Below are 23,364 nucleotides of genomic sequence, written 5' to 3'. Positions count from 1 at the left end.
TGTCTCGTCAGTTCAGGCTAAGGGTTACTTTGGCCGCATGGGCCGCTTTGGTGCGCGCATTGAGGGCGCGCAGGGTTTCAAGTTCGGTGTCGCTTGGCGGGACGACGCGGGTAGGACTGTCCACCACCCGAAGGGGCCAGCCACAGGCGGCAACGGCATCCGCCGCGCTCACGCCCTCGAAAAGCTCGGTCAGCACCAGTTCGTCACTCTCCGGATCGGGGCGCAGGATGCCGAAATCGGTAACAAGCGCTTGCGGGCCGTGGCCCGGATAGGCCTTTGCCTTGCGCTCGCCGTTGCCGGCAAGGTGGCCGCTCGAGGTACGGAAGGCAAGGCTGTCTACAAAGCCCCGCTTCGTCATTCGCATCACGATGAGGATTTCCTTCGCGTGGGTCGCAATCTCGGGTGCACCGCCCGCGCCCGGCAGCCGGGTTTTGGGCGCATCATATGGCCCGATCACCGTGCTGTTGAGGTTGCCGAACCGGTCGATCTGCGCAGCGCCCAGGAACCCCACATCGATGCGCCCGCCCTGCAGATAATGGCTGAAAATTTCAGGGAGCGGCACCACGGAGGTAGCAGTGGCCGCCAGTTCGCCATCCCCGATCGACAGGGGCAGAACCTCGGGCGCTGTTTCGACCGTGCCTGATTCGTAGATCAGCACAAGGTTCGGAGCATGGGTGCGGGACGCCAGCACGCAGGCAGCGGACGGCAGGCCGATGCCCACGAAGCACACGGCGCCATCCTTCAATTGCCGGGCGGCGGCGACGGTCATCATTTCATCGAGTGTATAGCTCATGCCACGACCCCCAGCTTTTCAAGGAAGGTGCGATGGTCGGCCACACCCGTCACATGATCGGCGATCCAGCCGGTGAAGCCGTCGCGGTCGCGGGCGATATCGTCCCACGCGATATAGAAGCTGTTGTCGCGGTCATAATGGCCCATGGCATAGCTCGGATACGCCCCGCCCGGCACGCAGGCGACGGCGGAAACGAGGAAGTGCGGCAGGATCACCGCATTCTTCTCGGCACCAAGGTCATCGACCACCTGTTCGACGGTCGCAATCACCTTGCCCGCTGCGAAGGCCGCTTCCTTCACGGCGCCCACGATGCCTTCAATGAGCACATTGCCGGCACGGTCCGCCTTTTGGGCATGGAGGATGGTGACATCCGGGTTCACAGCGCGCACGGCTGTGACCGGCGCCCCGGTGAAGGGGCAATCCATTTTAGTCGTCCGGCCCGACTGATGCGCTGCGAGATCATTGTCCGAATGGCCTTTCATCACGGCAAAGGGTAGGCGTGCCGCGCCCGCCGTATAGGCCGCAGCCATCTCGCCGTGGCTATGTTCGAATGTTTCAAGCTTCACGGGCCAGCCGTTCTCGACCGCATCGCGCAGCCGGTGCAGCGAGCCGACACCGGGATTACCGCCCCAGCTGAAAGTCAGTCGGTCGGCAACACCCGCGCCGATCATCTGGTCGTAGATCAGGTCCGGTGTCATGCGGATCAGGTGCAGGCCACGGATACCCTGCCGGATGATCTCGTGCCCGGCCGCAAAAGGAATGAGATGCGTGAAGCCTTCAAGCGCCACGCTCATGCCGTCTTTCACATGGAGGCGGATCGCCTCCGGGAGCGACATCAAAGCCATTCAAACGTCACTCCACCACGGTCTGGGACTGTTCGCGCATGTAGCGCGGCAGATAATAGAAGCTGGCGATGGCGCAACCGGTATTGCCCGAGCCCTTCCAGCCGCCGAAAGGCTGGTAACCGGGCCAGGCACCGGTCGTTGCCCCCTGCGGCCGGTTCACATAGGTGACGCCGGCCTCCACATGATCGAGGAACCAGTCGACCTCCTGAGCATTGCCGAAGACGCCAGCGGTGAGGCCAAGCGGTGTGTCGTTGATGCGGGCCATGGCTTCCTCGTTAGAGGCCACCCGCGCCACCATCAGGATGGGCAGGAAAAGCTCGCGCGCGAACAACGGATGGTCGGCAGGCGCTTCCACAAGGGTCGGTGCCACGAAATAGCCTTTGGCGAAATCGCCTTCCGTCAGCAGGCTGCCGCCCGCAAGGATTTTGCCGCCGTTCGATGCCAATTCTGCAAGGAGGCGCTTGTATCGTTCGTAGGCTTCCTTCGTGGCGACCGGCCCCATATAGACCGGCTTTTCAAGCGGGTTGCCAACTACAAGGCTTTCCACCTGTTTGGTAAGGCGCGCGATAAAGTCGTCTGCAACAACATTGTCGACATAGATGCGTGAAAGCGCCGAGCATTTCTGGCCCGAAAGGCCGAAGGCGGAACGCGAGCAGCCGAGCACAGCGCGTTCAAGGTCCGCATGCTTCGTCACCATGCAGGCATTCTTGCCGCCCATTTCGGCAATCACCGGCTTCGGATATTTGCCGGAAAGCATCTGGCGCTGGATAGCCATGCCGACTTCGTGCGAACCCGTGAAGGTGACACCACCTACATCCTTGTGCCCGACAAGCGCCTTGCCGACCTCGTCGCTGCCGCCACCCAGATCGTTGAACACGCCCGCCGGCAACCCGGCATCGCGCAGGCAATCCGCCAGCATCCGGCCCGACCAGGGCGTGGAGGGCGCGCCTTTGTGGACAACCGTATTGCCGGTGACAAGCGCCGCTGCAATCGGCCCGCCGGCGAGCGCGAAGGGGAAGTTGAAAGGCACGATCACCGCCCACACGCCGTGCGGCTTCATCACCGACCGGTTGGTGGAAACCCAGCCTTCGAGCGGGTCGTTCGGCAGCTTGCGGTCGAACCCGCCATTCGCTTCAAAATCATCGGCATAATGGCGGAAGAAATCGGCAGTTTCCTGCACTTCGCCCAAGGCTTCCATACGGTTCTTGCCAACCTCGAGGGCGACCGCTGCCGCCATCTCGTAAACCCGTTCCTCGATAATATCGGCGGTGCGGCGCATGAGGGCGAGCCGGTCCGCAACAGATGTCTTGCGCCAGCCTTCAAACGCCGCTTTTGCCGCCGCCACAGCCGCATCCACGTCCGCGACCGTCGCTTCCGCAAATTCGCCAAGCACAAGGCCGGTATCGATGGGGCTGGTGACAGAGACGTAGGACGCTGCCTTCACATCCTTGCCGCCGATGAACAGGCCATGCCGGACACCGAGGCCAGCGCGCACCCGTGTGGCAGCAGCCTCGAACCGGTCATGCATTTCGGCTGGCGGGTTGAACATGGTCGAATAGGTCAGGCTGAAGGCCATGATATCGGGCTCCGGACACGCTGGGACTTGACTTGTTTTGTGCGTTATGCGAACGATAATTCGTATCTTGTAAAATTACGCGCAAGAGCGGAGACTGTCAACCACAGTTCAGCCGTGTGCGGCGGGAGGAATCATGAGCGAGGAAATGGACAAGGCCTTCACGGACGGCCCCGATTATCTGCAGTCGCTGGACCGCGCCCTGATGGTCATCCGCGCCTTCAATGAAAGCGCGCAGATGAGCCAGTCGGAACTGGCGGACGCCACCGGCCTGTCGCGCGCCGTGGTGCGCCGCGTGCTCCTGACGCTCAAATATCTGGGTTACGCCCGCCAGTCGGGCCGGCAGTTCAGCCTTTCCCCCCGCATCCTCGATCTCGGCTTCAGCTATCTCTCCGCCCTGCCGATCACCGAGATTGCCTTGCCCTTCATGGAAGACCTAGTCCGCCGCGTGCATGAAAGCTGCTCGATGTCGGTGCTTGACGGCGCCGATATCGTCTATGTGCAGCGCGTGGCAGCGCGGAAGGTGATGGCCGTGACGCTGGGTGTCGGCGCGCGGCTGCCGGCCCATTGTTCCTCGATGGGCCGCGTGCTTCTGGCCGGCCAGCCGGATGCGGCGCTTGACGAATGGCTGGCGCGTGCCGACGTCCGCCCGCGTACCGATCTCACGATCACCGACAAGACCCAGCTCCGGCAGGAAATCATGAAGGTCCGTGTGCAGGGCTATGCCTATGTGCAGGAAGAACTCGAGCGTGGCCTCTGCTCGCTCGCCGTACCCGTGAAGGATCGCAGTGGCCGGGTGCAGGCAGCGCTCAATTTCGCCATGCCCTATGCCGAAGGAACCCGCGAGCGAGCGGTCAGTACACTCGTGCCCGCCCTCCGCGAGGCTTCGGCGCTCATCGAGCGCAGCCTCGCCGCCATCAGCACCTGAGTCGGAAAAGTCGGGATTTTTCCCTTCAATCCCCGCTGCTTGTCGCGCATAATCCGGCGCGATCCATCAGTTCTAGGAGACTTCCCCCATGGATGAAGCGCAGATTCGCGACCTCGTCGACCAGCTCATGCTGCTCGCCACCACTTACGGCCTCAGCGTGCTGGGCGCCGTTGTTATTCTCATCATCGGCTTCTGGCTCGCCGGCCGTGCCCGCCGCCTGACCACGAAAGCACTTGGCCGCACCGGCCGGATCGACGAAACCGTTTCGGAATTCCTCGGCAGCCTCGTCAAATATGTGGTGATCGGTGTCACCATCATCGCCGTACTCGGCCAGTTCGGGGTCGAGACGACGAGCCTTGTCGCTGTCTTCGGTGCTGCTGGCCTCGCGATCGGCCTCGCCTTGCAAGGCACGCTCTCGAACGTGGCGGCGGGCGTGATGCTTCTCATTTTCCGCCCGTTCCGCGTCGGCCATTATATCGAGGTCGCCGGGCTTGCCGGCACCGCCAAGGGCATCACCCTTTTCACGACCGAGCTGGATACGCCCGACAATATCCGCGTCACCGTGCCGAACGGCATGATCTGGGGCGCAGCCATCCGCAACTTCGGCTACCACGAAACCCGCCGGGTCGATATGAGCTTCGGCATCGGCTACGGCATGGATATCGGTAAGGCGTTCGATGCCATCCGCAGCGTGATCGAGGCCGACACCCGTATTCTGAAAGACCCGGCGCCGCAGCTGGTGGTTGGCGCGCTGGGCGCCAGTTCCGTGGATCTTATCGTCCGTGTCTGGGCGCTTAGCACCGATTACTGGGACGTGAAATTCGATACGACCCGCGCAGTGAAGGAAGCCTTCGATGCAAACGGGATCGAAATCCCCTTCCCGCATCAGGTGTTGATCAGCAAGCAAGGCTGAGTGAACAGCAGGCGAGGCCCTTGCCGTCAGTAAAGGGCCTCCAGCCGCTCCTTGTAGGCTTTCGAAACAATATGGCGCCGCACCTTCAGGGTCGGCGTCATTTGTTCATTCTCGACCGAGAAAGCCTCGTCGGCGAAGGCGAACTTGCGCACTTTCTCGACATTCGAGAGCCGCATATTGACCCGCGCCACCGCCGCATCCACCGCCTTGCGGAAATCGGGATCGGCCTTCAGGGCCTCCATATCGCTGCCCTTGCCATGCTTGGCCGCCCATTCGCGGGCCCATTCGGCATCCGGCACGATCAGCCCCACAAGATGCGGCCGGCGGTCGCCAAAGATCATCGCCTGGGCGATTTCATCCTCAAGCGCCAGCATGCCTTCAATCTTCTGCGGGCTCACATTATCGCCCTTGTCGTTGACGATGATGTCCTTCTTGCGGTCGGTGATCTCGAGATAGCCGTCCTCATCCAGCCGCCCGATATCGCCAGTATGCAGCCAGCCATCGATGATCACGGCGTTCGTCGCCTTCTCGTCGTTCCAATAGCCCTTCATGACAAGCTCGCCGCGCACGCAGATCTCGCCGTCGTCGGCAATCTTCACCTCGACGCCGTCGAGAATCTTGCCGACAGTATGCATGCGCGGGGCAGCCGGCGGATTGACCGAAATGACAGGCGCCGCCTCGGTTTGGCCGTACCCCTGAAGAAGCGGCAGGTCAAAGGCTGCAAAGAAATAACCGACGTCAGGCGAAAGCGGCGCGCCGCCCGAAACAAGCGCCTTCAGGCGCCCGCCAAAACGTTCACGCACCTTCTTGCGAACGGTGAGATCGAGCCCCTTGTCGATGACTTTCTCGACAAGCGACAGCGGCTGGCCATCGCGTTTGCGCTTGAGGCCAAGCTCCAGCGCCTTGTCGAAAAGCTTGGCCTTGAGCCCGCCTTCCTTTTCAATCGCGCGCATCAGGCGCGCACGAAGAAGCTCAAACAGGCGCGGCACCACGACCATCACGGTAGGCTTGGCTTCCTCAAGGTTTGCGGCAAGCTTTTCAAGTCCTTCGGCGTACCAGATTTCCGCACCTGTAGCGACCGGCAGGAACTGGCCTGCGGTATGTTCGTAAGCGTGGGAAAGCGGCAGGAACGACAGGAAGGCATTGTTTTCAAGCCCGATGGTCTCGAGCACTTTCGCCGCCCCTTCGCAGTTCGAAAGGATAGCCCCGTGCGAAAGCTGCACGCCCTTCGGTGCGCCGCCCGTGCCGCTTGTGTAAATCAGGCAGGCGAGATCATCGCGCGTGATCGTGGAAGCGCGGGCCTGCAGGGCTTCAAGGTCGGGCTCGGCATTCGCCATCACCTTGTTCCACCGATGGACTTCGCAGTTGAGGCTCTGGCCGATCCCGGCTTCCTCGATCACGATGGCATGGGTGAGGATATCCGACTGGTGCGCCGCCTTCAGGAATGTGCGGGCCAGCGCCTTGGTGGACACGATCGCCGCCCTGGCACCGCTGTTTTCGATAATGTGCAGATAATCGCGTTCGGTATAGGTCGTGTAGGTCGGCACGCTGATCGCGCCTGCCGCCATGATAGCAAGGTCGGAGACGAACCATTCGGGCCGGTTTTCGCTGACGAGCACGACCCGGTCGCCAGCGCGGATGCCAAGGCCTGTCAGCACATCGGCAAGCCGCGCCACATCGCCCGCCACCTGCCGCCAGCTCATCGGCACCCAGCCGCGGCCTTCCTCTTTGGCATACAGGAACGGCGCATCCCCGCGCGCCGCCGCCTGCTCGAAAAACATAGCCGTGAGGCTTTCGAAGCGCTTGATCGCCATACCCGTCCCTCGATGATCTGTTGTTGTGGTCCCCTCTCGTTCCTATGTGGCGTAAAAGCCGGTCGCCTTCAAGCCTTGGCAGCGATGCAACACCGGACATGAAAGTTGGGCCGCATCCCCGATCGTCCTTGCACCGCGCATCCCGGAATGCCATACCAAGGGCATTGGACGCAGCCATCGGGCCGCGAAAGTCAAATGGTTTGAAGGCCATGGACGATAAAGACCAATGGGAATCATCTGAGGGCGCCACACCGGCGGGGGAAGAGGACGACTTCTTCACCTACAAGGATGCTGTGGGCGAAGAACGCCGCCTGCATCTGGCCGCTTTCGAATTCTGGCGCAGCCTGCGGGCCGGGCGCGACATGCCCCTGTTCCGCGACCTGACGGCAGAAGGCCTTTCCCCCTTCAAGGCAAACTGCCTGCTTCTGGATGTATCGACTCCCGGTCAGTATCGCGTGCGGGCGATCGGCGAACGCTTCGCCGTGCTGATCGATCATCCGGTTGCCAAGGGCCACGACCTTTCCGAAATCGGCGAAGGCTTTGCGCACGAACTGGTGCAGCTCCTGTCGGCCGAGTCGCCCGCTTTCCGGGCCGCCGAGTTCGAATTCACCGAAGACCGGGTTGAAAGCCGGGGCATCATGCTGCCGCTGTCGCTGGACGGCGACGGTGTGCAGTTCCTGATGGTGGTGGCAACCTTCCGCCGCCACAGCACCGAAGGCCTCGCCGAATTCCACACACCCGCAACACCGGCGCCGGCTGCCGAAGCGCCGGTTGCCGTCTCGATGCCGGTTGCCGATTTCCGGCTTGAAGCAGCCCTGCCGCCCGCACTTGCCGAGGCCGTCGGCGAAGGCGTGGCGGCTGCCAAAAAAGTGGTCAGGATGGATGAAGGCGGCCGCGAAAGCCTGTATGCCGCCCTTGGCCGCGCACTGGCGATTTACGAACAGGCCGACAGCGACCCTGCAAGCTTCGAAGCGCTTCTCGGCGACGCTGGCATCAAGGCGCAGGCCCGCGCGCCCTTCACGCCGGTGCTGAAACTCGTTTTCGGCAAGAATTATGACAAGACGCGGCTCACCGAATATGCCGCCGCCCTCGCCCATGCCGTGAAGAACGGCGTGCGGGCAGAGGACCTTCCCGAGTTCCTGATCAAGATGCCGGGCGGCATCAAGGGCTGTGTGCGCGAAGAACGCAGCTCCCGCCGCCGCAAACGCGGTGGACGTGCCATGCGCGACCCGCTTTCCGGCATCCGGTCGATGGTGGCGGCCATGCCCGCCCGCCGTCTTGAAGACCTCGCCGCCGAGGCCCCGCCCGGCGACGACATTTGCCTCCTTCTCGCCCGCCGCAACGACGACGGAGAGTTAGAGCCGCTTGGCATTGCCAAGACGGACCCCAGCCAGCTGACGGCAATCTTGCGCCGCCAGACCTTTACCTGAACATAAAAACATCATGGAGCCGTGCCGCCAGGACGGCACCAGGGGACCAGAAATCGTGACCAGCACCGATCCGCGCCAGCAGAAGATTGCCGACATTGGCCGGCTAGCCCATGAGCGCATGGCAGGCGAAACGCTTGCCGACTTCCTTGAATTCGTCGACGCCTTCTATGCCACCGGGCCCGACGACCTTCTGTCATGGCCGGGCGAAACGCTTTTCGCCATCGCCCACGGCATGTACGAGGCTTCCGCCAAGCGCACGCCGGGCAAGCCGACGGTGCTGATTTCCAACCCGCGCGGCGGAAAGGCCGGCTGGGAAACGCGCCATACGGTCATCCAGATCATCAATGACGACATGCCGTTCCTTGTTGATTCAATCACCGGCGGCCTCAGCCAGACGATGCGCCACCGCATCCACATGATGCACCACCCGATCATCGGCATCGTGCGCGACGACAAGGGCAAGCGCGTGAAGGTGGGGGGCGACGATGCCCGCCGCGAAAGTTACATGTTCATCGAAATCGATGCCCAGTCGGACAAGGAATCCCTGCAGGAAATCGATGCCCAGCTGACCGCGATCCTTGGCGACGTCCGCGCCTGCGTGGTGGACTGGAAGGGCATGCTCGCCAAGATCGACGAGACGGTTGCCTCACTCACCGTCAACCCGCCGCCGCTGCCGCAGGAACAGGTGGACGAAACGATCCGCTTCCTGCGCTGGCTCGGAGCCGACCATTTCACCTTCCTCGGTTTCCGCGAATATCGCTTCGAAGGCGACGCAGATACCTTCGATTTCACGCAAGTTGACGGCTCCGGCCTTGGCATCCTGCGCGATGCCAACCGGAACGTCCTTCGGGACCGCGACGGCCTGACCCAGATGTCGCCGGAAATCCGCCACTTCCTGTCGCGCCCCGAGCCGGTGATCATCACCAAGGCCAACGTGAAATCGACCGTGCACCGCACCTCGCACCTCGATTATATCGGCGTGAAGATTTTCAACGCCGAGGGCCGCGCCGTCGGCGAACGCCGCTTCATCGGGCTTTTCACCTCGCTTTCCTACAGCGAATTTGCCCGCGATGTGCCGCTCCTTCGCCAGAAGGTCGCGAATGTCAAGAAGCGCACCCAGTTCAAGGAACGCTCCTACGCCGCCAAGTCGATCGACCATATCCTCGAGACCTTCCCGCGCGACGAACTGTTCCAGATCGGCGAGGACCGGCTTCTCGATACCGCCCTCGGCATCCTGCAGCTGACCGAGCGCCCGCGCCCGCGTGCCTTCGTCCGCCCCGACCGGTTCGAGCGGTTCGTATCAGCCATCGTCTATGTACCGCGTGAAAACTACCACTCGGGCCTCAGGACCGCGGTCGAGCAGATCCTGTGCGACGCCTACAAGGGCGAGATTTCGGTTTACTACGCCAATCTCTCCGAATCGGCTCTCGCGCGCTGGCATTTCATCATCCGCACCAAGCCCGGCAGCGTGCCGAAGGCGGACCCCGACGCCATCAACCGCCAGATTGCCGAAGCCGCCCAAGGCTGGACAGACCGCCTGTCGAGCGAGCTTGTCGCCCGCCTTGGCGAGGAAGCCGGCAACCGCCTGCATCATAAGTACAAGGACCGTTTCACGGCCGCCTACCGCGAAAGCTTCGCCCCCGGCCAGGCGGCGTTCGATATCACCCAGTTGGAGGAAGTGGACGGCAAGGACGACCTGCGTGTCGATTTCTACCGCCATCTCGCCGACGGTGAAAACCGCTACCGGCTGAAGCTCTATCACGGCACCAGCCTTGTCGCGCTTTCGAACTGCATGCCGATCCTTGAAAATATGGGTTTCCGCGTGCTTGGCGAATATAGCTACGAGCTTGCCGATCATGCCGGCGGCTATATCCATGATTTCACGCTGGAACGCGCGAGCGGTATCGGCTCGCCGATGGATGTGATCCGGCCGCTCATTGAGGGCCTGTTCCTGCGCGTCTGGGCCAGTACGGCGGAAAACGACGGCTTCAACCGGCTGGTGCTTGCCGCCGGCCTCGGCTGGCGCGACATCGTGATCCTGCGCGCTTATGGCAAATATCTGCGTCAGCTCGGTCTTGGCTACACGCCTGATTATATCGCCGACTGTATCGTCGAACATTCCGACGTGGCAGCCCATATCCTGACGCTGTTCCATGCCCAGTTCGACCCCGCCATCAAGGAAAAGGACCGCAAGGCCCTGATCGAGAAGGCAACGGAAAGCGTGAAAAAGGCGCTTGAGGGGGTATCGAGCCTCGATCAGGACCGTATCCTGTCGGCTTACCTCAATGTCGTGCAGGCCACGATGCGCACCAACTTCTACCAGCCGGGTGTGATCGAAGGGGCGGACGAACGCGCGCTCGCCTTCAAGATCCGCTCGCGCGAGGTCAAGGAAGCACCGCTGCCGCGTCCCTTTGCCGAAATCTGGGTCTATAGCCCGCGCGTTGAAGGCGTTCACCTGCGCTCCGGCCCCGTTGCACGCGGTGGCCTGCGCTGGTCCGACCGCCGCGAGGATTTCCGCACCGAAGTGCTGGGCCTTGTGAAAGCCCAGCAGGTGAAGAATGCCGTGATCGTGCCGCAAGGGGCGAAGGGTGGCTTCTATCCGAAGCAGCTGCCGCCGGCTTCCGACCGCGACGCCTGGTTCGCCGAGGGCGTGAAATGCTACCGGAGCTTCATTTCAAGCCTTCTTTCGGTCACCGATAACCTTGTGCTGAACGAGGTGGTGCCGCCGAAGGATACGGTGCGCCGCGACAGCGACGACCCCTATCTGGTGGTTGCCGCCGACAAGGGTACGGCCACCTTCTCCGATATCGCGAACAGCATTTCGACCGGCCATAATTTCTGGCTGGATGATGCCTTCGCATCGGGCGGTTCGGCGGGCTATGACCACAAGAAGATGGGCATCACCGCACGCGGCGGCTGGGTAAGCGTCCAGCGCCACTTCCGCGAAATGGGGATTAACACCCAGCATGACGCTTTCAGCGTCGTCGGTATCGGCGACATGGCTGGCGACGTGTTCGGCAACGGCCTGCTTCTCTCGAAGACGCTGCACCTGAAGGCTGCCTTCAACCATATGCATATCTTCCTTGATCCCACGCCCGGCGACAGCGCCGCACAGTGGAACGAGCGCAAGCGCATGTTCGACCTGCCGCGCTCGACCTGGGAAGACTATGACAAGAAGCTGATCAGCAAAGGCGGCGGCATCTTTGCCCGCTCGGCCAAATCGATCCCGCTTTCCGCCGAAGTGCGCGACTGGCTGAAGACCGACGCCGAAAGCCTGACGCCGAACGCGCTCATCAACGCCATCCTGAAGGCGGAAGTTGATCTGCTGTGGTTCGGCGGTATCGGCACCTATGTCCGCGCGTCGGATGAAAGCGACGCCCAGGTCGGCGACCGCGCCAACGATGCGGTGCGGGTGACGGCCAAGGAACTGAAAGCCAAGGTCGTCGGCGAAGGCGGCAACCTCGGCATGACCCAGCGCGCCCGCATCGAGTGGGGTCGCCGCGGCGGTCGTGGCAACACCGACTTTGTCGATAACTCGGCCGGTGTGGATTGCTCGGACAAGGAGGTCAATATCAAGATCCTCCTCACCGAAGCCATCTCGCGCGGCACGCTGAAACGGGAAGACCGCGACGCTCTTCTCGCTGCCATGACGGACGATGTGGCCGCCATCGTGCTTTCGGACAACTATCTGCAGACGCAGGCGATTTCGCTTGCCGAAGCGCAGGCGACCAAGGCACGCGAATATCATCTGGGCCTGATCCGCACGCTCGAACGCGATGGCACGCTGAACCGCGAGATCGAAGGCCTGCCTTCGGACGAAGGTTTCGCCGAGCTTGCCGCCAACGACCGCGGCCTGACCCGGCCGGAGCTTGCGATCCTCATGTCCTACGCGAAAATGTCGCTGTCGGACGTCCTGATCAAAGGCCATCTGATCGATGATCCTGTGCTGACACCGGAACTCGAATGGGGCTTCCCGCCGGTACTGCGCGAGCGCTTCGCCGACGAGCTGAAGGCCCACCGCCTGAAGCGCGAGCTTGTCTCCACCGTTCTCGCGAACGAAGTGGTGAACTGGGCCGGCCTCACCTTTGTCTATGAGATCAAGGAAGAAACCGGGCTCGCGGTCGAAGATATCGTCGCTGCCTTTGTGGTGGTGCGCGAGGTGTTCGAACTGAAGTCGCACTGGCAGGCAATCAATGCGCTTGATTACCATGTCCCAGCGCGCCTGCAGTATGACATGCACCAGTCGGTGTCCGACAGCCTGAAGTCGCAGGTCCTGTGGATGCTGCGCAACCTGCCCCAGCCGTTCGACGTGAAAGCGCTGATCGGCCGTTACAAGGGCCAGGTCCGGGACCTGTTCGATATCTCGGCCGACATCCTTTCCGCCCCTGTGCGCGAAACCTTCGTCCATCGCCGCGACGCCTTCAAGGCCGAGGGCGTGGGCCACGACCTTGCCACCTTCGTGGCGGGCTTCGAGGTGCTGCGTGATGGCCCCGACATCATTGCGGTGGCCGAGGATTCCGGCAAAAAGATCGACTATGCGGCCGAGGTGCATTTCGCCCTTGGCGATGCGCTCGGGTTCGACTGGCTGCGCCAGCGCGCCGAACGTATCCAGACGCACGATCACTGGGATGTGCTCGCTGTCCGCTCACTTCTCGAAGACCTGTCGGACCAGCAGCGCAGCCTTGCGCTCGCGGTTTGCACCGGCGCCGACAAGAAGACGGCGGCAGTTGCCACCCGTGACTGGCTGAAAGACGAGCAGACCCGCATCATCCGGGCGACGCGCCTTGTGGACGACCTGAAAACCTCAGGCGCGCTCTCGGTCTCGAAGCTGAGCTTCGCAGCGCGTCACCTGCGCTCGATCCTGCGCTGAGGCACAGCACGGAAACGCAAAAGGGCCGGTTTTTACCGGCCCTTTTTCTTGTGCCCTGCTGTCGGAGTGATATCTCACGCGCTTTTGTGGAAATCGGCGCGCATATTTTTGACGAACATGCCGCTATGCCATTCATTCAGCGTTTCGCGGATTTCGTCTTCCGTGTTCATCACGAACGGGCCGTAACGGGCGACCGGCTCCTTGATCGGGGCAGCGGCCACCAGCAGGAATTCGGTCCCCGCCTCGCCTTCCACGGCAAAGCCTTGACCGTCGGTCAGCACCGCCAGATGCCGCGGCGGCACATAGCCGTTTACGAGCTGCGCCTTGCCCTTGATGCCATAGAGGAAGGCCGTGTGGCCCTCCGGCACATCGAGCATTGCCTTGCCGCCCGTCAGCGTGACGATGGCGTAAAGAGGCGCCACGGTGATGTCGCCGATAGGGCCGCGGGCCCCGCCAAGCAACCCGGCGATCAGTCGTGCGCTATAGCCTTCCCCCGTCACCACCGGCACATCGGCCGCGCGGGCATCGCGGTATTTCGGGCAGATCATCTTGTCGGCGGAGGGCAGGTTCACCCAAAGCTGCAGGCCGCGAATGGTGCCTTTGCCCTTGACCGGCTTTTCACTGTGCACGATGCCGCGCCCGGCGGTCATCCACTGGGTGTCGCCGGGGCCGATCACGCCGCGATGGCCAACGGCATCGCGGTGCTCGATCTCGCCCTCGAACATATAGGTCACGGTTTCAAAACCCCGGTGCGGGTGATCGGGGAAACCGGCGGCGGTATCGGCAAGCTCGAACTCATCAAGCAGCAGGAAGGGATCCAGCACACTCAGTGCGCGCGTCCCGATGGTGCGATGGACCCGGGCGTCGGCGCCTTCGGCCATCGATTGGGCGGGGAGAAGCCCCGCAATTTGGCGATATGTCATGGACTGGGTTCCTTTCCCGTCAGGTCATGACCGAAAGATATGCTTGCCGTGCGCGCGCCGCTAGCCATCCACTTCGAACAGTCGCGTTGCAATTAGTGCAACGACAAACGTTAAAGACCCTTGCGGTGATCCGGATCGGTGAACCAGTCCGCGAGGAAATCGACAAAAGCCCCGACCTTGATCGGCATCAGCCGCTTTTCGGGATACAGGGCATAAAGCGCCATGGGGCGCCGGAACCAGTCGCCAAGGATGGGCACCAGCCGCCCGTCGCAAAGGGCCTGATGCACAAAGAACCGCGGCAGGATGGCAATCCCGAGCCCGGCGATGGCGGCGCGGGCCTGCGCAACCCCCGAATTGGTGATGAGCGGTCCGTTCACCTTCACCGACATGGGGCCGTGGGCGCCATCGAAACGCCATTGCTCGCTCGCTGTCACATTGCGGTAGAAGATGCAGTCATGCGCCTTCAGGTCTTCCGGCACCTGCGGCGTGCCGCGACGCTCGAGATACTCGGGGCTTGCGACAACAAGCGATTCGAGCGGCAAGATACGGCGGGCGATCAGCGCGCTGTCATCGAGCGACGCGGCGATGCGAAGCGCAAGATCGTAACCGCCGCCGGTGACATCCACCCGCTCGTCCGAGAGATCAAGTTCGAACGTCACGCCCGGGTTGGCCTGCATGAAAGCGGCGATCGGATCCATCAGCACGGTTTCGCCGAAGGATTTGGGGGCCGTCATGCGGATATTGCCCGTCAGATGCTGCCGCGCACAGCCGGCCTCGGTTTTAAGGTCATCAAGATCAGATATGATCCGCACCCCGCGCTCGTAAACCGCCGTGCCTTCTTCCGTGGGCGTCACGCCGCGGGTGGAGCGCTTCAGGAGCCGCACGCCAAGCTCTTCTTCCAGCGCCTGGATACGACGGCTGGCCACCGATTTGGTGATATGCAGCGCCTTGGCGGCTTCGGTCAGGTTGCCGGCCTCAACAGCGCGGCAAAAGGTGGCAATGGCGGTGATATCAAGCAAGGTCAGACTCCGAAGCCGAACATTTCGCGGGTGGTGCAGGACACAATATGGGATATGCGTCCCGTTTCGTCCACGAGTGGAACGCCGATACCATTCAGCCGGATGATCGGAATACCGAGAAGCCCGATGGTGACAAGGGCCGCGATAGGTGTACGGGTGGCAACAATGTCGTTATCAAGCTCGATGATCGCATCGATATTGCGCACATTCAGTTCATCAAGGCACTTGTCGGTGAAATCGGCGCCGTAATGGCTGATCAGGTCTTCGCCCACGCGCAGCATGCGGTATCGGCGCGGGTCTTCCTCCACGCCGACAAGGCAGATATAGGGATCGGCATAGGCCACGGCTTTCATATGAAAGGCCGCGAGCGTCGGAATGCCGTCCTCAAGGGCAGCCACCCGGCACCAGTGTTCATAGACGCGGCGCGGTATCCCGTGCATGCGGCCAATTTCCGCCGGCAGGTCCAGACGTTCGCTTCCCATGCGAAGGATCATCAGCCTTCTCCTTGGGGGTCCTGCCTGCAATTTACTGAAAGAAACTGAATAAAAAAGAAACGGCCCCGCCGGTTTCGACAGGGCCATTGTTTCAGAAGTGGGGCAATGCCCGCAACTGGAAGTTATTTGGGCGCGATGACCATGATCATCTGGCGGCCTTCCATCTTCGGGCGTGCCTCGATCTTGGCGTCTTCCTCCATCTCGGTCACGACGCGCTCAAGGACGGCCATGCCGAGATCCTGGTGCGCCACTTCGCGTCCGCGGAAACGGATCGTCACCTTGACCTTGTCGCCCTCTTCGATGAATTCACGGATCTTCTTCATCTTGACGTCATAGTCATGGGTATCGATCCCCGGGCGCATCTTGATCTCCTTGACCTCCTGCGTCCGTTGATTCTTGCGGGCAGCATTGGCTTTCTTCTGCTGCTCGTATTTGAATTTGCCGTAATCGAGAACCTTGCATACCGGGGGTTCGGCATTCGGGGAAATTTCAACAAGGTCCAGACCCGAATCAGCGGCGATTTCCAGCGCCTTCTGGATCGAGACTACACCGTGATTCTCACCTTCAGCGCCGATCAGACGGACTTCGCGTTCCCGGATCTGATCGTTGATGCGTGGCCCATCCGATTTGGTGGGGCCCGCCATATTTCCCTTACGTATGTCGGCTCTCCTTCATTTCTGTTTCGACATTTGCCGCCGGAGGGTCGCTCCGGCGGCGGTCACTATAGCGTCATAAAGCGTTGAAAGCGAGGGGCTAGAATCAACCAGCCCTACCGCGTCATGCCGGGGGCATACCCTCGGCTTTCAGGGCTGCAACGGTCTCTTCAAGTCCCGCCACGGTCTGGTCATTGGACCCGAGCCGGCGGATGCTGACGGTACGGGCTTCCGCCTCGCGGCCACCGACAGCGAGGATCACCGGCACCTTGGCATGGCTGTGTTCGCGGACCTTGTAATTGATCTTCTCGTTCCTGAGGTCAGCCTTGGCGCGCAGGCCGGCGTCTTCAAGCGCCTTAGCCACTTCTTGGGCATAGGTATCGGCGTCCGAGGTGATCGGTGCCACGACGACTTGTGTCGGTGCCAGCCACACCGGCAGCCTGCCGGCATAATGCTCGATCATGATGCCGATGAAGCGCTCCAGCGTGCCAAGGATCGCACGGTGGAGCATCACCGGGCGGTGCTTGGCGCCGTCTTCGCCGATATAGGATGCGTCAAGGCGTTCCGGCAGCACGAAATCGAGCTGCAGGGTACCGCACTGCCACGTCCGCCCGATGGCATCCGACAGGTGGAACTCGAGCTTCGGCCCGTAGAAAGCACCATCGCCCGGTGCGATCTCGAACGGAATGCCCGCCGCATCAAGGGCAGCCGCAAGGCCGGCTTCGGCGCGGTCCCACACGTCATCCTCGCCGGCGCGCAGTTCGGGGCGCGTGGCCAGCTTCACCTTGAACTCGGGGAAGCCGAGATCCTGATACACCGACGACAGAAGCTCGCAGAAGGCGATGCTCTCCGAGGTGATCTGGTCCTCGCGGCAGAAGATGTGGGCATCGTCCTGCGTCATCTGACGAACCCGCATCAGGCCGTGCAGCGCGCCGTGCGCTTCGTTCCGGTGACAGCAGCCGAACTCGGCAAGGCGGATCGGCAGGTCGCGGTAAGACTTGATCCCCTGCTTGAACACCTGAACGTGCGCCGGGCAGTTCATGGGCTTCAGCGCCATCAGCTTGGCCTTGCCGGAAAGGACAGGTGCGTCCTCGTCCGTCGAGGGCACTTCATCCGGGACCACGAACATGTTTTCGCGGAACTTGGACCAGTGACCCGACTGTTCCCAGAACTTGCTGTCCAGCAGCTGCGGCGTTTTCACTTCCTGATAACCGGCACCCTTCAGGCGGCGGCGGATATAGTTTTCCAGCTGCAGCCAGACGGTATAGCCCGCCGGATGCCAGAAGACCGAGCCCTGCGCCTCTTCCTGCAGGTGGAAGAGGTCCATCTCGCGGCCAAGGCGGCGGTGATCGCGCTTCGCGGCTTCCTCAAGGCGCGTCAGGTGAGCCTGCAGCTCCTTCTTGTCGCGCCAGCAGGTGCCATAGATGCGCGTCAGCATGGCATTCCGGTGATCGCCGCGCCAATAGGCACCGGCCACCTTCATCAGCTTGAAGGCGTCACCGAGCTTGCCGGTCGACGGCAGGTGGGGCCCGCGGCAAAGGTCAAGCCATTCGCCCTGACGATATACCGTGACAACCTCGTTCTCCGGCAGGTCGGAAATGATCTCTGCCTTGTAATGCTCGCCGATCTTTTTGAAGTAGGCGATGGCCTCATTGCGGTCCCAGACTTCGCGGATGATGTCTTCGTCGCGCTTGACGATGTCATGCATCTTCGCCTCGATCACCGCGAGGTCGTCCTCGGTGAAGGGCTTGTCGCGCGCGAAATCATAGAAGAAACCGTCCTCGATCACGGGGCCGATCGTGACCTGCGTGCCGGGGAAAAGCTCCTGCACGGCTTCGGCCATGATATGGGCGGCATCGTGACGCAGAAGCTCAAGGCCTTCCTCGTCCTTGCGCGTGACAATGGCGACGTCGGCGTCTGCCTCGATCGGGCGGCGCAGGTCCCAGAGCTCGCCGTTTACCTTAATGGCAAGAGCAGCTTTGAGGAGGCCCGGCCCGATATCGCCAGCCAAGGTCTCACCAGTCACCGCGCCGGTATAGGTACGGACGTTACCGTCCGGAAGGCGCAGATTGACCGGGTTCGACATGCTTGCTTGCTGGCTCATGGCAGCTCTTTCCATCCTTTCGAATTGTGGTGTGCGAGAAACTCGCATTGGCGAGGTAGCCTCAGCCCGGGCCGAAGTCAAGAAATGCCTGCGCTTCGGGCCGCTTTCAGGCGGGTTTGAAAGGGCGTTGCATCCCCCTTGAGAAATCGGCCGGATTCACCTTAAATAGTGAATACACAACCGAGGGGGGTCGGTGAGATGAAATGGAGTGTGCGTTACTTCGATGACGATGCAGATGAAGGGCTTGACGCTGTCCTGAGCGTCGATGACCGCGGCGAGGCACTTGTGGCCATCAGTGGCCGCCCGGCGCTGCATGTGCCGGCAGCGCAAATCTACCTCCGGGATGGCAGTTACGGCGATGGCTGGATGGAGCTTGGCTGTATTCCCGGCCATCCCGGCAAGCTTCTGGTGATCGGGGCGGAGACCTGCGATTCCCTTGCCGATCATATGCCGCAACTGACCCTGCGCGCCCCGCGCGAAACCCGTGCCGCCGGCATGGCGCTTGTACTGGTATCGGCCCTTCTGGTGATCACCGCCGGTGTCACGCTGATCGGCGCCCGGCTCACCGGCTGATCCCGGCTTGAACCAATGCGATGATCGGCTAGTCTGGGGCTCCTTCCCGCGACAGGAGACAGCCCCGTGACCGAACCATCCTTTCTGACAACCCGCCACGGCACCCGCCTTGCCTATCACCGCACGCAGGGGGCCGGGCCCGGCATCGTGTTCCTTGGCGGCTTCATGAGCGACATGGAAGGCTCCAAAGCGCTGGCTCTGGAAGCCTGGGCGAAGGCGGAGGGCCGCGCCTTTCTGCGGTTCGATTATCAGGGCCACGGCCAGTCGGACGGCGCCTTTGCCGATGGCACCATCGGCCTTTGGGTCCGCGACGCGCTCGCCGCACTCGACACACTCACCGAAGGCCCGCAGGTGCTGGTCGGGTCCTCAATGGGCGGCTGGATCGCCCTGAAGCTGGCACGCGCCCGGCCCGGCCGGGTGCGCGGCTTGGTGGGCGTGGCGGCCGCCCCCGATTTCACCCCCCGCATGTGGGCAAGCCTGACGTCCGCACAGCGACAGGCGATTACCGAACAAGGCTTCGTGGATGTACCGACTGAGTATGGCGACACGCCCTACCGCCTGACCCGGGCCCTGTTTGAGGATGGCTGGCGCGAGCGAGTGATGGCTTCGCCCCTCCATCTCGATATTCCCGTGCGCCTCATCCAGGGAACGGCAGACCCCGATGTGCCGTGGGCCGGTACGCTTGAAATCGCAAAGGCGATCCGGGGCGGCGACGTGGAAATCACCCTTGTGCCCGAAGGCGACCACAGGCTTTCAACCGACCGCGACCTGAAGCGTCTGATCCGCGTCACCCGCGAGCTGGCGGACAGCCTGCGCTGATAAGAAAAAGGCGCCGGAACCCTTCAGGAGCCGGCGCCTTTCACCGATCTGAAAACGATCAGCCGTTGATGCGTTCGATACCCTCGAACTCGATCTCGCTGCCATCTGCCGTCGTCAGATGGCCCGAAGAATCCTGCGTGAGGGTGACATAGTCGGCGCCCTGCTCGACCACCGAACCGCTTGTCAGGTTCAACGTCCAGTCGGCACTGCCGCCCGCGCCCTCAACACCCGATACATCCAGCGTGTCGACCCAGCCCTCGCCCGTGCCGCCGGAGACATAGTCGCCGTCGCCCGCGAAGAGAAGATCGCTGCCATCGCCACCGTTCAGCATGTCGGCACCTTCACCGCCCACGATCACATCGTCGCCGGCATCGCCGTTCAGATGGTCGGCGCCGTCCTCGCCGTGGACGGTGTCATTACCGCCACCGCCAAGGATCATGTCGCCGCCGCCGGCACCATGGATTTCCTCGGCCTCGTTACCGCCAACCAGCATGTCCTGATTGTCGGTGCCCTGAATGACGGGAGCTTCGGAATCGCCTGCTTCCGGCTGATCTGCGTTCGGGCCACCATGGCCTTGGCCAGGGTTACTTTCGTCATGACCATCTGCATCGTTGCCGTGGCCATTGTCGTGGTCGTCATCGCCCTTGTTCTGACCCTTGCCTTGGCCGGGGTTGCTTTCGTCATGGCCGTCCGCATCGTTGCCATGGCCATTATTGCCATCGTCCGCAGCTTCGGGGTCGACAACCGGCTCTTCCGCCGGTGCTTCATCCGCGACCGGCGCAACGACGGGTTCTTCAGCCGGGGCAGCGGGCTCTTCCACTGCCACCGCGTCGGGATCGGTGATTTCCGTACCGCCGACCTCGACTGAACCGCCCTTGACCTCGACCGCCAGCGACATGTCGTTGAAGTCCTTGTCGCCGCCGCCTTTCAGGTCTTCAAAGTTGATGGTGACGGCATCGCCTTCTTCCGAGGGCGCAATCTGGGTGTGGTTGATATTGTCGGGGTTCAGGTCAGCGGCATCGTTGCCAGCATGGAACACGTCGCCCTTGATATTGTAGGTTTGGCCCGAGGGTGCGGTGTAGACGAGCTTCACGCTCGGGTCGCTCGCGCTTGCCTGTTCGCCAGAGCCGTTCACGAAGGAATAGCTGCCGCCCGCGGGCAGGTTCGAATAGCCGCCGTTCTGGTGCCAGCCGTCGGCGACGATGAAGACGCCAACCTTGTCGCCTTCCACATAATTGTTGAAGGTGGCCGAGGTTTCGCCAGCTTTCATGCCGGAGGCGCCGTTCGAGGCATCGCGGAACACGATCTGCACATCGTTGATATTGCCGTCTTCACCCACGCGGTAAACACCGACCGAGCTATGATAACCGGCATCTTCGCCCATGAAGGTGAGCTTCACGGTAACAGGCTCGGGTGCCGGGGCTTCGGGCTCCGGTTCGGGCTCAGGCGCCACTACAGCGCCGGCATCGGGCGTATCCTCAGCTACCGGTTCTTCTTCAACCGGTTCCTCGGCAACGGGCTCTTCCTCGGCAGGTTCTTCTTCCGCCACAGGCTCTTCTTCTACAGGCTGCTCGTCCACCGGCTGTTCTTCTGCCGGTTCTTCCTCGACGGGTTCTTCCGGCACGACATCCTCAACCGGGGCCTCCGGCTCAGGGTCCACCGGTACGACAGGCGAGTCTTCCGCCGCCGGCTCTTCCTCTGCAGGCTGCTGTTCCAGCGTCGTCTTGAAGTTGACGCTCGTGACCACATAGTCGGTGCTGTCGGTGCGACCTTCACCAAGGGTCAAGGTCTTGTCGTTCTTGTCGACATTATCGAAGCTGCCATCGTCGGCGAGACCGTCCTCGTCCGCGTCCTCGCTCGTCTGGGCGCCGTTCGTGAAATCGCGGGCCGAGAAGACAACCTTGTCGAATCCGCCTTCATGGCTGATCGTATAGGTGCCGTTGTCACCGCCCTGGTTGGCAACGAAATCGCCTTCACCGACCTTCACGCCATCGTTGAACAGTTCGTAGCGACCGGTTTCGTCCGTGCCCTTGTAGCCGTCGCGGTCTTCGTTGATATAAAGCCGGTCCACCGACCAGGTCATTTCCGTGGCGTCTTCATCAAGTTCGATCACCAGTTGCTCGGACTTGCCGGTCTCGGGATCGAACTCGATCTGGCCGATACGGTCGTCGGGTTCGTCAACGCCCATGCCGCCATTCACCTTGTCGACCGTCCCGACCTCGTTATCGAGATTGACGGTATAGACCTTGATGCCCGGCAGTGAATTGGCGTTGTCGGCCGTCACGGTGCCAAGGTCGCGCGGTTCTGCAGGTGCCGGCGGGGTTACCTCGTCAACCGGCTCCTCCGGCTGCGGTTCAGGCTCAGGCTCAACCTCATCGACCGGCTCTTCCGGCTGCGGCTCGGGTTCCGGCTCAACCTCGTCAACCGGTTCCTCGGGCTGCGGCTCGGGCTCAGGCTCGACCTCATCAACCGGCTCCTCGGGCTGCGGCTCAGGCTCAGGCTCGACCTCGTCAACCGGCTCCTCCGGCTGCGGCTCAGGCTCAGGCTCAACCTCATCAACCGGCTCTTCCGGCTGCGGCTCAGGCTCAGGCTCAACCTCGTCAACCGGTTCCTCAGGCTGCGGCTCGGGCTCAGGCTCGACCTCATCAACCGGTTCCTCAGGCTGCGGCTCGGGCTCAGGCTCGACCTCATCAACCGGCTCCTCGGGCTGCGGCTCAGGCTCAGGCTCGACCTCATCAACCGGCTCCTCGGGCTGCGGCTCAGGCTCAGGCTCGACCTCATCAACCGGCTCTTCCGGCTGCGGCTCAGGCTCAGGCTCGACTTCGTCAACCGGCTCCTCCGGCTGCGGTTCAGGCTCGGGCTCGACCTCATCAACCGGCGCGTCGCTCTGGCTGTTTACGGGTTCCTGAATGGTGAAGGTGTCGGCCGACCGCGCATTGATCGGGCTGCTGGCATCCGTGCTGCCGGCATTCTGCTGCAGCACTTCCACGGAATCATGGGCCGGCGCGGCAACAGCACTGCTGCCTTCTGCCTCGCCGTCTTCGTAAATCCCGTCGTGGCTTTCCGTCGCAATCGCCGTCCTATCCGATGCTGCATCCTCCCCCGAAGCCTCTGCAACGGGATCGTTTCCAGTATAGCCGGAAGCGTTATAGCCATCGCCGGCGCCATCCGTGCCCGCCTGTGTTGCCTCGCCTGCACTACCGGTGCCAGTGTGCAGGTTGGGCGAAACCGCGTCCTCCGACACTTCGAAGTCGGTCCCGCCGGTCAGCAGGGCCTCGTCGTCCGGGTTGCTGGTCACCGGCGTCGACAGCGCCAGTTCCTCGTCAGCCGACGGGGTGTTCGATTTCGTGGTTTCGCTACGATCGGTCACGGCACTTATCCTGTCTCTGGAACCGGGTTCCTGGCAAATATCTGCATGTATCCCGGTTCGACTCCTTTGCCAGTCGTGACAATATTGCTCGCTTGTTTTTAAAAAAAAGGCAAAGAATGGCTAAAATTTTAGAAGACTTTTAGTCGGGTTTCCCTGTAGGTCAGGGACGGACCGGGCCACTTTGCCATTAGTATGGCAATCTTCAGGGGAACCGGCCATAGTAAGGACATAAGCCGTCCGAAG

Annotated in this window: 16 protein-coding genes; 6 read left to right on the top strand and 10 right to left on the bottom strand. The window is 62.3% G+C overall.

The genetic code is table 11. The annotated features are described in order from the left end of the window. Window positions 1-7: 7 nt before the first annotated feature. Genes OU694_RS11290 through OU694_RS11280 form a run of 3 tightly spaced genes read right to left on the bottom strand, consistent with a single transcriptional unit; the run spans window position 8 to window position 3,214 of the window. Window positions 8-793, bottom strand: coding sequence for a CoA-transferase subunit beta (locus tag OU694_RS11290; RefSeq protein WP_308911112.1), 786 nt, complete (start codon window positions 791-793; stop codon window positions 8-10). Continuing rightward, window positions 790-1,638 carry a CoA transferase subunit A gene (locus OU694_RS11285; protein ID WP_308911111.1) on the bottom strand — a complete coding sequence of 283 codons (849 nt, stop codon included), beginning with the start codon at window positions 1,636-1,638 and terminating at the stop codon, window positions 790-792. The genes OU694_RS11290 and OU694_RS11285 overlap by 4 nt, the downstream gene beginning before the upstream one ends. A 7-nt stretch (window positions 1,639-1,645) precedes the next feature. Beyond that, a complete protein-coding gene (locus OU694_RS11280; protein ID WP_308911110.1) occupies window positions 1,646-3,214 on the bottom strand; it encodes an aldehyde dehydrogenase family protein in 1,569 nt (522 codons plus the stop codon). Between the two features lie 133 nt (window positions 3,215-3,347). On the opposite strand from OU694_RS11280, the gene OU694_RS11275 reads away from it, so the two are divergent. Both OU694_RS11275 and OU694_RS11270 read left to right on the top strand, forming a co-directional pair. Continuing rightward, a complete protein-coding gene (locus OU694_RS11275; RefSeq protein ID WP_308911109.1) occupies window positions 3,348-4,139 on the top strand; it encodes an IclR family transcriptional regulator domain-containing protein in 792 nt (263 codons plus the stop codon). Window positions 4,140-4,227: 88 nt separating this feature from the next. Then, window positions 4,228-5,052: a mechanosensitive ion channel family protein gene (locus OU694_RS11270; protein ID WP_308911108.1), complete on the top strand. Its 825-nt coding sequence runs from the start codon at window positions 4,228-4,230 to the stop codon at window positions 5,050-5,052. A gap of 26 nt (window positions 5,053-5,078) precedes the next feature. On the opposite strand, the gene OU694_RS11265 is transcribed toward OU694_RS11270, so the two are convergent. After that, window positions 5,079-6,866, bottom strand: a complete 1,788-nt coding sequence (locus tag OU694_RS11265) for an AMP-dependent synthetase/ligase (RefSeq protein ID WP_308911107.1) — start codon at window positions 6,864-6,866, stop codon at window positions 5,079-5,081. Between the two features lie 209 nt (window positions 6,867-7,075). Between OU694_RS11265 and OU694_RS11260 the strand changes: the two genes are divergently transcribed. After that, entirely contained in the window at window positions 7,076-8,296 is a 1,221-nt protein-coding gene (locus OU694_RS11260) for a PAS domain-containing protein (RefSeq protein WP_308911106.1), read from the top strand. Window positions 8,297-8,351: 55 nt separating this feature from the next. After that, a complete protein-coding gene (locus OU694_RS11255; RefSeq protein WP_308911105.1) occupies window positions 8,352-13,166 on the top strand; it encodes an NAD-glutamate dehydrogenase in 4,815 nt (1,604 codons plus the stop codon). A gap of 74 nt (window positions 13,167-13,240) precedes the next feature. Here the strand turns inward: OU694_RS11255 and OU694_RS11250 are convergent, their stop codons facing one another. From OU694_RS11250 to thrS, 5 genes are all read right to left on the bottom strand, one after another. Then, entirely contained in the window at window positions 13,241-14,089 is an 849-nt protein-coding gene (locus OU694_RS11250; protein WP_308911104.1) for a pirin family protein, read from the bottom strand. 110 nt (window positions 14,090-14,199) lie between these two features. Beyond that, window positions 14,200-15,108, bottom strand: coding sequence for a LysR family transcriptional regulator (locus OU694_RS11245; RefSeq protein WP_308911103.1), 909 nt, complete (start codon window positions 15,106-15,108; stop codon window positions 14,200-14,202). Between the two features lie 2 nt (window positions 15,109-15,110). Next, complete coding sequence (locus OU694_RS11240; protein ID WP_308911102.1) at window positions 15,111-15,602, bottom strand: hypothetical protein; 492 nt, start codon at window positions 15,600-15,602, stop codon at window positions 15,111-15,113. Window positions 15,603-15,724: 122 nt separating this feature from the next. Next, window positions 15,725-16,246, bottom strand: a complete 522-nt coding sequence (gene infC, locus OU694_RS11235; protein ID WP_308911101.1) for a translation initiation factor IF-3 — start codon at window positions 16,244-16,246, stop codon at window positions 15,725-15,727. 133 nt (window positions 16,247-16,379) lie between these two features. Beyond that, window positions 16,380-18,359 carry a threonine--tRNA ligase gene (thrS, locus tag OU694_RS11230; protein ID WP_308911100.1) on the bottom strand — a complete coding sequence of 660 codons (1,980 nt, stop codon included), beginning with the start codon at window positions 18,357-18,359 and terminating at the stop codon, window positions 16,380-16,382. Between the two features lie 198 nt (window positions 18,360-18,557). Between thrS and OU694_RS11225 the strand changes: the two genes are divergently transcribed. Both OU694_RS11225 and OU694_RS11220 read left to right on the top strand, forming a co-directional pair. Next, window positions 18,558-18,932, top strand: a complete 375-nt coding sequence (locus tag OU694_RS11225) for a hypothetical protein (protein ID WP_308911099.1) — start codon at window positions 18,558-18,560, stop codon at window positions 18,930-18,932. A 66-nt stretch (window positions 18,933-18,998) separates the two neighbouring features. Beyond that, complete coding sequence (locus tag OU694_RS11220; protein ID WP_308911098.1) at window positions 18,999-19,751, top strand: alpha/beta fold hydrolase; 753 nt, start codon at window positions 18,999-19,001, stop codon at window positions 19,749-19,751. Window positions 19,752-19,809: 58 nt separating this feature from the next. Here OU694_RS11220 and OU694_RS11215 read toward each other — a convergent pair whose 3' ends face one another. Continuing rightward, window positions 19,810-23,121 (bottom strand): DUF4114 domain-containing protein, encoded by a 3,312-nt coding sequence (locus OU694_RS11215; RefSeq protein ID WP_308911097.1) that lies wholly within the window; start codon window positions 23,119-23,121, stop codon window positions 19,810-19,812. Window positions 23,122-23,364 lie beyond the last annotated feature (243 nt).

Origin of the sequence: Pseudokordiimonas caeni (genome assembly GCF_026719705.1) — a bacterium.
Classification (GTDB): domain Bacteria; phylum Pseudomonadota; class Alphaproteobacteria; order Sphingomonadales; family Kordiimonadaceae; genus Gimibacter; species Gimibacter caeni.
This window is presented reverse-complemented; position numbering and strand designations above follow the sequence as displayed.

What these genes read in the sequence shown, in the direction of transcription:
- OU694_RS11225 (WP_308911099.1), top strand. Translation starts at nt 18,558, where the DNA reads ATGAAATGGAGTGTGCGTTACTTCGATGACGATGCAGATGAAGGGCTT.
- OU694_RS11250 (WP_308911104.1), bottom strand. Translation starts at nt 14,089, where the DNA reads ATGACATATCGCCAAATTGCGGGGCTTCTCCCCGCCCAATCGATGGCC.
- OU694_RS11290 (WP_308911112.1), bottom strand. Translation starts at nt 793, where the DNA reads ATGAGCTATACACTCGATGAAATGATGACCGTCGCCGCCGCCCGGCAA.
- OU694_RS11275 (WP_308911109.1), top strand. Translation starts at nt 3,348, where the DNA reads ATGAGCGAGGAAATGGACAAGGCCTTCACGGACGGCCCCGATTATCTG.
- OU694_RS11240 (WP_308911102.1), bottom strand. Translation starts at nt 15,602, where the DNA reads ATGATCCTTCGCATGGGAAGCGAACGTCTGGACCTGCCGGCGGAAATT.
- OU694_RS11265 (WP_308911107.1), bottom strand. Translation starts at nt 6,866, where the DNA reads ATGGCGATCAAGCGCTTCGAAAGCCTCACGGCTATGTTTTTCGAGCAG.
- OU694_RS11270 (WP_308911108.1), top strand. Translation starts at nt 4,228, where the DNA reads ATGGATGAAGCGCAGATTCGCGACCTCGTCGACCAGCTCATGCTGCTC.
- OU694_RS11260 (WP_308911106.1), top strand. Translation starts at nt 7,076, where the DNA reads ATGGACGATAAAGACCAATGGGAATCATCTGAGGGCGCCACACCGGCG.
- OU694_RS11280 (WP_308911110.1), bottom strand. Translation starts at nt 3,214, where the DNA reads ATGGCCTTCAGCCTGACCTATTCGACCATGTTCAACCCGCCAGCCGAA.
- infC (WP_308911101.1), bottom strand. Translation starts at nt 16,246, where the DNA reads ATGGCGGGCCCCACCAAATCGGATGGGCCACGCATCAACGATCAGATC.
- thrS (WP_308911100.1), bottom strand. Translation starts at nt 18,359, where the DNA reads ATGAGCCAGCAAGCAAGCATGTCGAACCCGGTCAATCTGCGCCTTCCG.
- OU694_RS11285 (WP_308911111.1), bottom strand. Translation starts at nt 1,638, where the DNA reads ATGGCTTTGATGTCGCTCCCGGAGGCGATCCGCCTCCATGTGAAAGAC.